Origin of the sequence: Klebsiella michiganensis (assembly GCF_002925905.1) — a bacterium.
Classification (GTDB): Bacteria; Pseudomonadota; Gammaproteobacteria; order Enterobacterales; family Enterobacteriaceae; genus Klebsiella; species Klebsiella michiganensis.
On sequence record NZ_PRDB01000024.1, the window covers coordinates 1 to 11,780 of the forward strand.

General features: G+C 57.7%; 13 protein-coding genes and 1 pseudogene. 9 read left to right on the plus strand and 5 right to left on the minus strand.

The genetic code is table 11. From position 1 onward, the window contains the following. The 4 genes and pseudogenes from CDA56_RS31405 to CDA56_RS27880 form a co-directional block, all read left to right on the plus strand. Nucleotides 1-127: pseudogene (locus CDA56_RS31405) on the plus strand (ABC transporter substrate-binding protein); the annotation flags it as partial. Beyond that, nucleotides 100-1,635: an ABC transporter permease subunit gene (locus tag CDA56_RS27870; protein WP_104011466.1), complete on the plus strand. Its 1,536-nt coding sequence runs from the start codon at nt 100-102 to the stop codon at nt 1,633-1,635. The pseudogene CDA56_RS31405 and the gene CDA56_RS27870, both read left to right, overlap by 28 nt. Next, on the plus strand, nt 1,635-2,267 hold the full coding sequence (locus CDA56_RS27875) for an ATP-binding cassette domain-containing protein (protein WP_102802808.1): 633 nt from the start codon (nt 1,635-1,637) through the stop codon (nt 2,265-2,267). The genes CDA56_RS27870 and CDA56_RS27875 overlap by 1 nt, the downstream gene beginning before the upstream one ends. Before the next feature lie 78 nt (nt 2,268-2,345). Continuing rightward, nucleotides 2,346-3,653, plus strand: coding sequence for a rhodanese-like domain-containing protein (locus CDA56_RS27880; protein WP_102802809.1), 1,308 nt, complete (start codon nt 2,346-2,348; stop codon nt 3,651-3,653). 139 nt (nt 3,654-3,792) lie between these two features. Here the strand turns inward: CDA56_RS27880 and CDA56_RS27885 are convergent, their stop codons facing one another. Then, nucleotides 3,793-4,410: a CDP-alcohol phosphatidyltransferase family protein gene (locus tag CDA56_RS27885; RefSeq protein WP_046878586.1), complete on the minus strand. Its 618-nt coding sequence runs from the start codon at nt 4,408-4,410 to the stop codon at nt 3,793-3,795. A gap of 86 nt (nt 4,411-4,496) precedes the next feature. Here CDA56_RS27885 and CDA56_RS27890 point away from each other — a divergent pair, with 86 nt between their 5' ends. Together CDA56_RS27890 and gdhA are read left to right on the plus strand one after the other, a co-directional pair. Beyond that, nucleotides 4,497-4,907 (plus strand): pyrimidine (deoxy)nucleoside triphosphate diphosphatase, encoded by a 411-nt coding sequence (locus tag CDA56_RS27890; protein ID WP_009653472.1) that lies wholly within the window; start codon nt 4,497-4,499, stop codon nt 4,905-4,907. Between the two features lie 182 nt (nt 4,908-5,089). Next, on the plus strand, nt 5,090-6,433 hold the full coding sequence (gene gdhA, locus CDA56_RS27900) for an NADP-specific glutamate dehydrogenase (protein WP_004850048.1): 1,344 nt from the start codon (nt 5,090-5,092) through the stop codon (nt 6,431-6,433). Between the two features lie 343 nt (nt 6,434-6,776). Here the strand turns inward: gdhA and CDA56_RS27905 are convergent, their stop codons facing one another. The 4 genes from CDA56_RS27905 to CDA56_RS27920 form a co-directional block, all read right to left on the minus strand. Continuing rightward, nucleotides 6,777-7,673, minus strand: a complete 897-nt coding sequence (locus tag CDA56_RS27905) for a type VI secretion system-associated protein TagO (RefSeq protein ID WP_086073995.1) — start codon at nt 7,671-7,673, stop codon at nt 6,777-6,779. Between the two features lie 4 nt (nt 7,674-7,677). Then, nucleotides 7,678-8,010, minus strand: a complete 333-nt coding sequence (locus CDA56_RS27910; protein WP_086073996.1) for a zinc ribbon domain-containing protein — start codon at nt 8,008-8,010, stop codon at nt 7,678-7,680. Nucleotides 8,011-8,118: 108 nt separating this feature from the next. Next, entirely contained in the window at nt 8,119-8,367 is a 249-nt protein-coding gene (locus CDA56_RS27915) for an ogr/Delta-like zinc finger family protein (protein ID WP_104011467.1), read from the minus strand. A gap of 44 nt (nt 8,368-8,411) precedes the next feature. Then, on the minus strand, nt 8,412-9,566 hold the full coding sequence (locus CDA56_RS27920; RefSeq protein WP_104011468.1) for a phage late control D family protein: 1,155 nt from the start codon (nt 9,564-9,566) through the stop codon (nt 8,412-8,414). A 152-nt stretch (nt 9,567-9,718) separates the two neighbouring features. Between CDA56_RS27920 and CDA56_RS27925 the strand changes: the two genes are divergently transcribed. The 3 genes from CDA56_RS27925 to CDA56_RS27935 are packed head-to-tail and all read left to right on the plus strand — an operon-like array spanning nt 9,719 to nt 11,769. Next, nucleotides 9,719-10,900 (plus strand): phage tail sheath subtilisin-like domain-containing protein, encoded by a 1,182-nt coding sequence (locus tag CDA56_RS27925; protein ID WP_104011469.1) that lies wholly within the window; start codon nt 9,719-9,721, stop codon nt 10,898-10,900. Continuing rightward, nucleotides 10,900-11,415 carry a phage major tail tube protein gene (locus CDA56_RS27930; RefSeq protein ID WP_104011470.1) on the plus strand — a complete coding sequence of 172 codons (516 nt, stop codon included), beginning with the start codon at nt 10,900-10,902 and terminating at the stop codon, nt 11,413-11,415. Before CDA56_RS27925 ends, CDA56_RS27930 begins: the two co-directional genes overlap by 1 nt. A 54-nt stretch (nt 11,416-11,469) precedes the next feature. Continuing rightward, nucleotides 11,470-11,769: a phage tail assembly protein gene (locus CDA56_RS27935; RefSeq protein ID WP_104011471.1), complete on the plus strand. Its 300-nt coding sequence runs from the start codon at nt 11,470-11,472 to the stop codon at nt 11,767-11,769. Nucleotides 11,770-11,780: the final 11 nt, after the last annotated feature.

Genomic DNA, 11,780 nt, shown 5'->3' on the forward strand with positions numbered 1-11,780 from the left:
CGAGACTGAGCGGCAGGCCTTTAACGCCGTTGTGCCGCAGAATATGCCGCCGATGCTGGGTGAACCGCACGCGGCCTGGGTTGACGCGCTGGAGCAGGAATGGCTGCGCCGCTACGGCACGCACTAAGGCTGCTGGCCTGGGCCGCCGTCGCGCTGATCTATCTGCCGCTGCTGCCGGCCGCTGCGCTGATGGCGCTTCCGGCGCTCCGCCGCGCGCGCTGGCTGTCGCTGTTTGCCGACCCGCAATTCAGCCAGGCGCTGGCGGCGACTCTCGTCTCAACCCTGCTATCGGTTGGCGGCGCGCTGATCATCACGCTCACCGTCGTGGCCGCACTCTGGCCGTCGGGCGGCTGGCGGCGGCTGGCCGCAAGGCTCCCTCTGCTGCTGGCGGTACCTCACGTGGCCTTCGCCACCGCAGCCCTGCTGCTCTTCGCCGATGGCGGCTGGCTCCCGCGCCTGTTGCCCTTTTTTACCCCGCCGGTTGACCGCTACGGCATTGGACTGGGTCTGACGATGGCGCTCAAAGAGAGCGCGTTCCTGCTGTGGGTGGTTTATGGCCTGTTAGGCGAGAAACGCCTGGCCGGACAGGCGACGGTATTAAAAAGCCTCGGCTACGGACGCTGGCAGTGCCTGAAATGGTTAGTCTTGCCCACGCTGCTTCCGGCGCTGTCGATAGCGCTGCTGGGCACCGCCGCCTGGAGCCTTTCGGCGGTCGACGTCGCGCTGGTGATTGGCCCGGGTAACCCGCCGACGCTGGCGGTGCTGGCCTGGCAATGGTTAAGCCAGGGCGATGAGATCCAGCAGGCGAAAGGCGCCCTCGCCAGCCTGGTACTGCTGCTGACGCTCGCCATCATGGCGCTGGCGGCGTGGGGAGTCTGGCGTCTCTGGCGACGGCGGATCCCGCAGGTTCAGGGGATCCGCCGCCCGCAGCCGCGGGCGCTCGCCGGGAAAAGCTTCGCCCTTCTTCTGCCGCTGTGCGGCGTGGCCTGCGCCCTGCTGCTTGCCGCGGCGGCGCAGAATAGCCAGCCGGTCAGCGATAGCGTCGGCAACAGCCTGTGGCTTGGACTCTGCTCAGCGTCGCTAGGCGCGGTTATCTGCCTGCTGTGGCTGGCGTCTGGCCCCTCCCGTTTCGACGGATGGATCTGGCTGCCGCTGATTTTACCGGCGCTGCCGCTGGTAGACGGCCAATATCAGCTGGCGCTGTATACGTGGCTGGACGGTGAGTGGATCGCCGTTTTATGGGGGCACCTGCTGTGGGTCGTGCCGTGGATGCTGTTTATTCTGCGTCCCGCGTGGCGCGCTCGCGACCCGCGCATGGAGCTGCTCGCCCGCACCCTCGGCTGGCAACGAGGCCGCATCTTCTGGCTGGTTACCTTACCCGCCCTGACGCGTCCTCTGCTGACCGCGCTGGCGGTGGGCTTTTCGGTAAGCATCGCGCAATATCTGCCGACGTTATGGCTGGGGGGCGGACGGTTCCCGACGCTCACCAGCGAAGCCGTCGCGCTGAGCAGCGGCGGCGAGACGTCCACTCTGGCCGCGCAGGCGCTATGGCAGCTACTGCTGCCGGCGCTGTTTTTTGCCGCCACCGCGCTGCTGGCCTGGCTGACCGGCCGCTATCGACAAGGATTACGCTAATGTTGATCGTCAAAAACCTGACTCTCAGCCTCAACGGAGAGCCGCTGCTGCGCAACGTCGACTTTTCCGTTGCTCCCGGCGAGATACTGACCCTGATGGGCCCCTCGGGCAGCGGTAAATCAACTCTGTTCGCCTGGATGGTCGGCGCGCTGGCGGAGAATTTTCGCGCCGCCGGCGAGCTGTGGCTGGATAACCAGCGCTGCGACAGTTTACCCACCGAGCGACGGCGCATCGGCATCCTGTTCCAGGACGCGCTGCTGTTCGACCACTTCAGCGTCGGGCAAAATTTACTGCTGACGCTTGCCGCTGACGTCCGCGGCCCCCAGCGCAAAGCCCAGGTCGAACAGGCGCTGGAGCGCGCCGGTCTGGCGGGGTTTTATACGCGCGATCCGGCCACCCTTTCCGGCGGCCAGCGGGCGCGGGTCAGCCTGCTGCGCGCCCTGCTGGCCCGACCGCGGGCGCTGCTGCTGGATGAGCCGTTTAACCGCCTCGACGTTGCGCTGCGCGCCGATTTTCGCCGCTGGGTGTTCAACGAACTGGCGCGGCAGGCGATCCCCGCGGTGCTGGTCACGCATGATGACCAGGATACGCCCGCCGGCGGGCGCTGTTTGCATATGGGGCTCTGGCAATGAAAGCCTGCGCTATCGCAAAGAATTCTCCGCGTTGTTCGCGGAGAATTGCCGCTCAATTTTCTACTGCCGGGCATTTCGATGAAACGTGTTTCTCAATTGACCGCACTCGCCCTGCTGATGGGGCTTGCTGCTGCTTCCACCTCCGCCGCTGACACCATGCCAACGCTAATGCTTTCCACGCTGCAACAGCACAACGGCGTCGCTATTGACACGCGCCTTAGCGCTTTCTATAACGGTTGGCCGCAAGGCGCCGACGGCCCTCAGGGCCATGAACCGCAGGCGCTCAACCTCGCCGCCAGCTGGCTTGGCTCGCTGAACGATGAACAGCTGAGCGCCTGGGCTAAGCTGCACAATCTGCAGGCCTCTACGCCGATTGCGCTGTACGGCAACGCCGACGACAACGCGAAAGTCGCGGCGCGCCTTAAGGCGGCTGGTTTCACTCACCTCAGCTCGCTCGGCGACGCCCTGAGCCAGGCGGACCGCCTGCAGAAGCTGCCGCATTTTGAACAGCTGGTGTATCCGCAGTGGCTGCACGACCTCCAGCAGGGTAAACCGGTCACCGCCGCGCCTGCCGGGCACTGGAAGGTGTTCGAGGCCGCCTGGGGCGCGCCGAAGTTTTATCTGCTGAGCCATATTCCGGGCGCCGGGTATATCGATACCAACGAGGTGGAGAGCGAGCCGCTATGGAACAAAGTCTCCGACGCGCAGCTTAAAGCGATGCTGGCAAAACACGGTATTCGCCATGACACCACGGTGATTTTGTACGGTCGCGACGTGTATGCCGCCGCCCGCGTGGCGCAGATCATGCTCTACGCCGGGGTGAAGGATGTGCGCCTGCTCGACGGCGGCTGGAAAACCTGGTCCGACGCCGGGCTGCCGGTCGAGCGCGGAACGCCGCCGAAGCAGAAGCCCGAGCCGGAGTTCGGCGCGCCGATCCCGGGTCAGCCGCAGCTGATGCTCAATACCGAGCAGGCTCGCGCCCTGCTGCACCGTCAGGACGCCTCGCTGGTGAGCATTCGTTCCTGGCCGGAGTTTATCGGCACCACCAGCGGCTACAGCTATATCAAGCCGATGGGGGAGATTGCCGGAGCCCGCTGGGGCCATGCCGGAAGCGACTCCACCCATATGGAGGATTTCCATAATCCGGACGGCACCATGCGTAGCGCAGATGATATCGCCGCGATGTGGAAATCATGGAATATTCTGCCGAACCAGCAGGTCTCTTTTTACTGCGGTACCGGCTGGCGCGCCTCAGAAACCTTTATGTACGCCCGGGCGATGGGCTGGAACAACGTCTCGGTCTACGACGGCGGCTGGTACGAGTGGAGCAGCAACCCGAAAAACCCGGTCTCGCGCGGGGAACGCGGCCCGGAAAGCAGTATGTAATTCGCCTGTTGGCCATATGCACCGCCGGGAAGCATCCTTCCCGGCGCATTCCCGAAGACGGCGCTGGCGCACCGGACCGCTGACGACTGCGGCCCCGTAGCCCGGCTAAGCGCAGCCCGAGCCGGGAAAAACCCGCCCATCAATCTCTTACCTGCTTCAGGGTAAGGTATCCGCTCCACACCCGCGTAAAGGTCGTCAGCCAGCACAGTGCGCCAAACATCCACGCCAGCCACGCAAACCACGCCGGGAACAGGCAGCTCAGCACAAACAGCGCGATAGTTTCCGTCCCTTCCGTCAGCCCGCCGAGATAATAAAACGATTTGTGGGCGTAGCCCGGATTATCGATTTGATGCTTAGCCGCCAGCGCGGCAAAGGCGAGAAAGCTGCTGCCGGTGCCGATAAACGCGAACAGCAGCCAGCCGCCCGCCAGCGCGTTGTGCGCCGGATCGGCAAGAATAAAGCCAAACGGCACCAGGGCGTAAAACAGGAAATCGAGCGAAATATCGAGAAAACCGCCCGCATCGGTTAATCCGCGTCGCCGGGCCAGCGCGCCGTCCAGGCCATCCAGCAGTCGGTTGAGCACGATCGCCGCCAGCGCCGCCGGATACCAGCCCAGGGCTAAAAACGGCAGCGCCAGCACGCCAATCGCAAAGCCAAAGAGCGTCAGGCCATCGGGAGAGATAGCCGGACGATCCAGCAGGGCGACGGCGGCGTTGAGGACAGGTTTCAGGCGGGGATGCAAATGACGGTCAAGCACAAAGTCTCTCCAGCGAATTCAGGGTTGTTTGACGGGGACAAGGACGGTGATAATAGGCCATTATCCCGTACAGAACGATGATTCACATGCTAAAAACCCTTGATGTTGTTGCCGCCATTATCGAACGCAACGGGCAAATTCTGCTGGCGCAGCGGCCGCCCCACGCGGATCAGCCGGGAATGTGGGAACTGGCCGGCGGTAAAGTCGAACCCGGCGAAACCCAGGCCCAGGCGCTGGCGCGCGAGCTCCAGGAGGAGCTGGCGATCGACGCCCGGCCGGAATGCTACATCGCCAGCCACCAGCGCGAAGTGTCCGCCCGCCTGATACATCTTCACGCCTGGTGGGTTCCGCATTTTAACGGCGAACCCATCGCCCGCTACCACAGCCAGCTGCGCTGGTGTTCACCGCAGGAGGCGTTAACCTTCCCTCTTGCGCCAGCCGATATTCCCCTGCTCGAAGCCTTTATCGCCCAGCGCGCCGCTCTCCATTCCCGCTAATTTTATCGGGTGGTTGTCATCGTTTTTGATTATGACCACCGCCTGATTATAAATTTTGCTTTCTGAACAATTTTTCCTTGCTTAACTAACGATTTCCGATGGTATAGTCGGAAAATCGGCTTTTTCAAGGGCCGAATCATAATAAATAGACGCAACCACAACCATAAGGGGAACTTATATCTATGGATCAGACGTGCACTCTGGAAGGTTTTCTCGCCCGCGTTCAACAGCGCGATCCAAATCAAACTGAATTTGCTCAGGCGGTCCGCGAGGTGATGACCACCCTGTGGCCATTCCTTGAGGAAAATCCGCGCTATCGTCAGATGAATTTGCTGGAACGTCTGGTTGAACCGGAGCGTGCTATCCAGTTCCGCGTCGTTTGGGTTGATGACCGCAATCAGGTTCAGGTTAACCGCGCCTGGCGCGTGCAGTTCAACTCCGCCATCGGCCCGTATAAGGGCGGTATGCGTTTCCATCCCTCTGTAAACCTGTCGATTCTGAAATTCCTCGGCTTTGAACAAACCTTCAAAAACGCCCTCACCACCCTGCCTATGGGCGGCGGTAAAGGCGGCAGCGACTTCGATCCTAAAGGAAAAAGCGATGGCGAAGTGATGCGTTTCTGCCAGTCGCTGATGACTGAGCTGTATCGCCACCTCGGTCCGGATACCGACGTGCCGGCCGGTGATATCGGCGTGGGCGGTCGTGAAGTGGGCTTTATGGCCGGAATGATGCGTAAGCTCTCCAACAACAGCGCCTGCGTCTTCACCGGTAAAGGCCTCTCCTTCGGCGGCAGCCTGATTCGTCCGGAAGCCACCGGTTACGGACTGATTTACTTCACCGAAGCGATGCTTAAGCGCCACGGTTTGGGCTTTGAAGGGGCTCGCGTCGCGGTGTCCGGGTCGGGCAACGTGGCGCAGTACGCGATTGAGAAAGCCATGGAGCTCGGCGCGCGGGTGATTACGGCTTCCGACTCCAACGGTACCGTGGTTGACGAATCTGGCTTCACCAAAGAAAAACTGGCGCGCCTGATCGACATTAAAGAGCGCTGCCACGGCCGCGTGGCGGATTACGCGCGCGAGTTCGGCCTGACCTACCTTGAAGGTAAGCAGCCGTGGTCCGTGCCGGTGGATATCGCTCTGCCGTGCGCCACGCAGAACGAGCTGGACGTCGACGCTGCCCGCCAGCTGATTGCCAACGGCGTGAAGGCCGTCGCGGAAGGCGCCAACATGCCAACCACTATCGCGGCGACCGATCTGTTCCTCGAAGCGGGCGTGCTGTTCGCGCCGGGTAAAGCGGCCAACGCCGGCGGCGTCGCCACTTCAGGACTGGAAATGGCACAGAACGCCGCGCGTATGGGCTGGAAAGCGGAGAAAGTGGACGCTCGTCTGCACCATATCATGCTGGATATCCACCACGCCTGCGTTGAATACGGCGGTGAAGCGAAGCAGACCAACTACGTACGCGGCGCGAATATCGCCGGTTTCGTGAAGGTTGCTGACGCTATGCTGGCGCAGGGTGTTATTTAATTCCATTCGCTGAATGAACCCCTGTATATGGGTTCGGAGCATAATTGAAAAACCCCGGTTTCCCGGGGTTTATAAGAACTGTAATAGCCTGAATTTTAAAGGATTAAAATCCATGCCATCCACTTAGCATCCACCAAGCCCCGTCAGTGCGGGGCTTTTGTATCATGTGAATGCATCCCCTTTCAAAATTATTGCCTTTTAAACCAATCAAGACAGGGATGGTGCGCTAAGGAAGCCATCAGCCCACTGATAGAAAAGGATTTTTATCAAACAGTGTCCACACTGTGACCACATCGACAAAAAGCCACGGTTACCCGTGGCTTATCTTCATAACCTATCAACTCTATTTCCAGCCACAGGCTTGCTGTAATGGTTTCAGTGCGCTATTGAGTCCCGCCAAATCGAATGTTACAGACACCGGGCTTTCGTTGTAAGGAGTTATCCTTGCGAACATCTTATCGGCTTTCGTCATGGCTTTAACAAAATCAATATCCCGCCCACTGTAAAAAACGGCCTTGGTATCAGTAGAAATTGACCAGCTTCTTTCCACCGCTTTTTGCTTATCAAACCGGTAAAGCATGCTCGTTTCCTCTAGCCCTAAATACACATCCCAATTAATAAAAACTTCAGTTTTCTTTTCACGGCAGGCTACAAAAATCGTTGGTGTAACTGTCTCGCCGTATGGGGTTCTGATGGAATCATTGCTAGGCAGCATTAAAACCACGTTTTTCGAGTCATCAACCGGAGATGTTGTTATGTGAGTCAGCCATTTTCCAGGGTTCTGAGCTGGTTCTACCGCAGCGGGCGCAACTTCCTCTTTTATATCTTGAGGGAAAAGCTTGTCATAACATGCTAATCGTTTGGTTCCATTTATTTCTGAGCGGCATTCAATTAGCTTTTCTTTACTGATCACCTCGTTTTTACCAACCTCTGAACCTGAAGGTGTGGTTTTGGCTGAACTCGTTGGTTTAAACGTTGGTGAGAAAAATCGGTCATAGCAGGTCAGGCGCCCCTCATCCGTTTTTTCATCAGGGCATTGATCTCTACTTTCAAATTTTTTAGCACTCTTCGTTCGCGTAGGTGGAATTGAATTATCGTAACAAGAAAGGCGCTGAGAGCTATCCTCTATCGTTCGGCACTGAAGAACTCCTTTAAAGTCCCTTGGTTCCTCTTGAGCATGAGTAGCCAAAGAAACGGAAGCGGCTAAAAATGTCACAATGAAAACAAAGCTTTTCTTCATGAGATCATCCCTTTGGTCTTGTAAGGAACACCAGTATTCCAATGACAATATCGCCAATAACCCAAATAGTACCAATGGCCATCATTCCCAATCCCGCGCCCAAAGCGGCCCCGGCTCTTTCCGCGTCCGATGAGGCTTGACTGATCACCTCACCGCTGCCACCTAATCCCTTAAAAACAGCGTAGATCATGAAGATATTAAACAGAATGAATGCCCATTTTATTAACTTCCCAAAAATTGAGCGACGAGGTTTTTTTAGCTGTTTGCCACAAGATGGGCATCTCAAAGCTGAATCGCTTACTTCCTTCCTGCACTCAGGACAACTGACCAAAGCCATAAAGCATCCCCTTAATTATTTACTAATTGCTATTTGTTACAAAACATTTTTATTTTATCGGATTGGTCTGGATTGGCAAGAAACAGCCCGCGAAATGCGGGGCTAGTTTTATACGGCGAGGCTTAATTGTGCGTCGCCATAGTGTGATGATGGGAACGCATCTGAGGGGATAAATCCCGGCGGCAACTCTTCGCGATGGCCGCGCTTTGTTACCAGTTTTTCAACGCTGTTCAGGGTGGTGAATGTGATACTGCATTCAAAGTTCTGGCACTGGTGATAATGGCGAACGGTGGTATTACTCAATGGGCGACTGGTGCGCGTTTTAGCAACGGCACCGCAAATGGGACACTTGAACATGATGGCCTCCCGGGCGGGAGTTGAACTCACCGTTATTATGGCTGCTATGACTCCGTTTCTGCAATCCATTCGGGGATTTTCGCTTCAAGCTCCAGCTGCGTTTTAAATCCACCCTCATCGATCGTGTGCGTGGCCTTCGCAATTATCCAGTCCTGATTATTAATATCCGTCTTAAATCCTGATACCGTACCGTGCATTTCCGGGTACAAGTCAGCACGGCCATATGCGAGCGTCATAGAGAACTCGGCGGCACCGCGTTTAAGCTGCTGCCACTTGGCAGCAGCTGCACGCTGAGCGGCGATCTCGCTGCTGTAAGTTGTCCTCAAAACAAAAACGTTGCCGTCTTCACCGGCGATATAATCCCCTTCCCTTGCGCTGCTGCGCGGCTTCTTCTCAGTTTTTTTCTTTCGTGCCTTGACTGTGACTTTTTTCTTTTTGCCAAACTCCAGATCCAGCCAGTACGCCTGCACGCCGGTGTAAGCGTCACGGTCGGCGATGCGGAAGGAATGCCGGTCGCCACTGGAGCGGGTGATCGCAAACTGCGGCAGGGCTTTGCCGTTCGCGCTGACGCCACCACCCGGCAGGATAAACAGAAGGCTACCGTTTTTGATGGTGGCAATGGCCCCCAGCAGGTCGGCCATCCTCGTCAGAAATGACATATCGCTTTCCTGGGTCTGGTCGGCGTGATCAATCTCGGCGCTCATCAGCTGCTCGGAAATCACCGGCGTCAGTTTGTAACGCCTGGCGATGGCCGACACGATGCGCTCGACCGTCACGTCGTGCCAGGACACCTCGCGCTTGACGTTGAACTCGTCCCGAAAATCCGCGCTGCGGGCGGTGATCTCCAGCTTGTCCGGCGGCCCCGAATGGGCGACCTCGTCAACGGTGTAAACCCCTTTGTAAACCAGTGGTTCGCCCTGCCACCCTAGCGATACTGATAGCTCAGCACCACGCGGCGGCAGCTCGATCAATCCGTCGCTGTCGTCGATAGCAATGGTCAACTCGTCGGCCTCAAATCCGCGGTTGTCGGTCAGCTCCAGCGAAATAATGCGCGGATCCAGCTGCGTCAGTGCTTTGCCGCCCATCAGTATACTGAAGGCCGGTACGCGCGACAGTTCGGACTGATAGTCCTGGAATCGCTGCGCCCCTTCGTCCAGTAACGCTTTTGCTTTGTCGATAGTGTCTGTCGTCAGTGCCATGAATCTACCTCCGCCGCTGATGGTTTCATGCGCGCGTGATACTGGCGATGGCTTTTTGTTGTGGCGGGATGGTCACAACCCTGAATGCACGACAGCGGCCCCTATCCCGGCGAAGATGACCGCGAACTCACTCAACATGATGGCGGTAGAGTATGACCGACAACTTTTTCCACGGGGCGCGCGTCAAGGAAAATACCGACCTCCAGACCGCGATCAATGACATTGATTCAACGGTCATTGGTCTGGTCGCGGTATCCGAAGACGCCGACCCCGCCACCTTCCCACTTAACACTCCGGTGCTTGTGACGCGGGTTATCAGCGTACTCGGCAAAGCAGGTAAAACCGGTTCGCTCTACAAATCGCTGAAAGCTATTTCCGACCAGGTCAGCACCCGCGTGATCGTTGTGCGCGTTGCCGAAGCTGAGATCGGTGAAGGCAAGCCAACGCAGTCGCAGTTGATTATCGGCGGCACGCAGGCGGACGGCAGTTACACGGGTATGTTTGCCTTTCTGACGGCGGAGCAGAAAACCGGCTATCGTCCGCGCATTCTCGGCATTCCGGAGTACGACACCGCCGAAGTGACCGCACAGCTGCGGGTTATCGCGAAGCAATTGCGGGCGTTCTCATACAGCTACTGCGACGGCTGCGACACCATTGCGGAAGCGAAAACCTACCGCGAGACGTTTGCAGAACGCGAAGGAATGCTGATCTGGCCGAACTTCATAGCCTATAACCCGCTAACCGGTGTGAATGAAGAATTCCCTGCCGTGGCTTATGCGCTGGGTCTGCGGGCGCTAATCGACAGCGAGCAGGGATGGCATAAATCACTGTCAAACGTGCCGGTCAAAAACGTGCTGGGGATTTCGAAGGATGTGTTCTGGGCGTTGCAGGCGGAAGATTCCGACGCCAACGAGCTGAACGCCAACGAGATCACCACGCTCATTAAGCGCGACGGCTTCCGCTTCTGGGGCAACCGCACCACCGACACCGAAGAATTCATTTTCGAGGTGTACACGCGAACCGCGCAGATTCTGGCAGACAGCATCGCGGAAGCGCAGTTCACCACTGTGGATACCCCGCTGACCCCTGCGAACGTGAAAGACGTGGTGAGCGGGATTAACGCCAAACTTCAGGCGCTGGTCACGGCGGGCAAGCTGATTGGTGCGGCCTGCTGGTATGACGTCGTTGATAATCCGGTTACGGGCATCCGTCAAGGGAAGGTTGTTGTGCGCTATAACTACAGTCCTGTGCCACCGCTGGAAGATCTGACGATGATCCAGACGTTCACCGATCAGTATTACGAATCTGCTTTTGCATCGCTGGGAGGTGAATAGTGGCTATTCCTAAAAAACTCCGGCTGTTCACCGTCTTTGTGGACGGCGTGAACCATATCGGCAAGGTTCCCAGCGTGACGCTGCCAAAAGTGACGCGCAAGACCGAAGACTATCAGGGCGGCGGCATGGTGGGCGCTGTTGCTGTCGATCTGGGACTGGATTCCGGGGCGCTTGATGCGTCAATGGTTGTTGGCGGTGTGGTCGAAAAGCTAATCCTGAAATACGGCGGTGATATCGACGAAATGCGCCTGCGCTTTGTCGGCGAGATTTACAGCAGCGGCACCAGCTCACTGCTGGAAGTTGAGATGCGCGGGCGTATCACCGAAATCGATCCAGGTGATGCCAAGCAGGGTGATGACACCAACCACACTTACGCCATCAAAAACACCTACTACAAGCTGTCGGTGGACGATAAGCCATTGCTGGAAATCGACCTGCTGAACTTCATCTACAAGCGGAACGGTCAGAATCTCTATCCGGATCGCATTATGTCGGCGCTGGGCCTCGGCAGCTGATAACCCTTTTTACTCACCTTTAAGGCGGCCAGAGTGCCGCCCGGAGAAACTGTTATGTCCATTATTCTCAGTAAGCCGATTAAGCGCGGCGATCAGGAAATTACTACTATCACCATCAACGACAATATCAAACAGGCCGGCTCCCTGCGCGGCCTGCGTCTGGTTGATGTGCTGAACTTCGATTTCGATGCGGTCTCTACGCTGCTGACTCGCGTCACCACACCATCACTGACCACCTCTGATGTTGGCACTATGGCAACCGGTGACTTTACCGCCATCTGCGAAGAGATTACGCCTTTTTTGACGAAACCGGCGCCGTCCGTACCGAACGCGGCGGAGACGGAGAGCGAATAAGAGAGGCGGTA

Coding starts and splice junctions, on each gene's coding strand:
- CDA56_RS27905 (WP_086073995.1), bottom strand. CDS start 7,673: ATGAAGAAAAGCTTTGTTTTCATTGTGACATTTTTAGCCGCTTCCGTT.
- CDA56_RS27890 (WP_009653472.1), top strand. CDS start 4,497: ATGCTAAAAACCCTTGATGTTGTTGCCGCCATTATCGAACGCAACGGG.
- gdhA (WP_004850048.1), top strand. CDS start 5,090: ATGGATCAGACGTGCACTCTGGAAGGTTTTCTCGCCCGCGTTCAACAG.
- CDA56_RS27910 (WP_086073996.1), bottom strand. CDS start 8,010: ATGGCTTTGGTCAGTTGTCCTGAGTGCAGGAAGGAAGTAAGCGATTCA.
- CDA56_RS27925 (WP_104011469.1), top strand. CDS start 9,719: ATGACCGACAACTTTTTCCACGGGGCGCGCGTCAAGGAAAATACCGAC.
- CDA56_RS27875 (WP_102802808.1), top strand. CDS start 1,635: ATGTTGATCGTCAAAAACCTGACTCTCAGCCTCAACGGAGAGCCGCTG.
- CDA56_RS27870 (WP_104011466.1), top strand. CDS start 100: ATGGCTGCGCCGCTACGGCACGCACTAAGGCTGCTGGCCTGGGCCGCC.
- CDA56_RS27920 (WP_104011468.1), bottom strand. CDS start 9,566: ATGGCACTGACGACAGACACTATCGACAAAGCAAAAGCGTTACTGGAC.
- CDA56_RS27915 (WP_104011467.1), bottom strand. CDS start 8,367: ATGTTCAAGTGTCCCATTTGCGGTGCCGTTGCTAAAACGCGCACCAGT.
- CDA56_RS27935 (WP_104011471.1), top strand. CDS start 11,470: ATGTCCATTATTCTCAGTAAGCCGATTAAGCGCGGCGATCAGGAAATT.
- CDA56_RS27880 (WP_102802809.1), top strand. CDS start 2,346: ATGAAACGTGTTTCTCAATTGACCGCACTCGCCCTGCTGATGGGGCTT.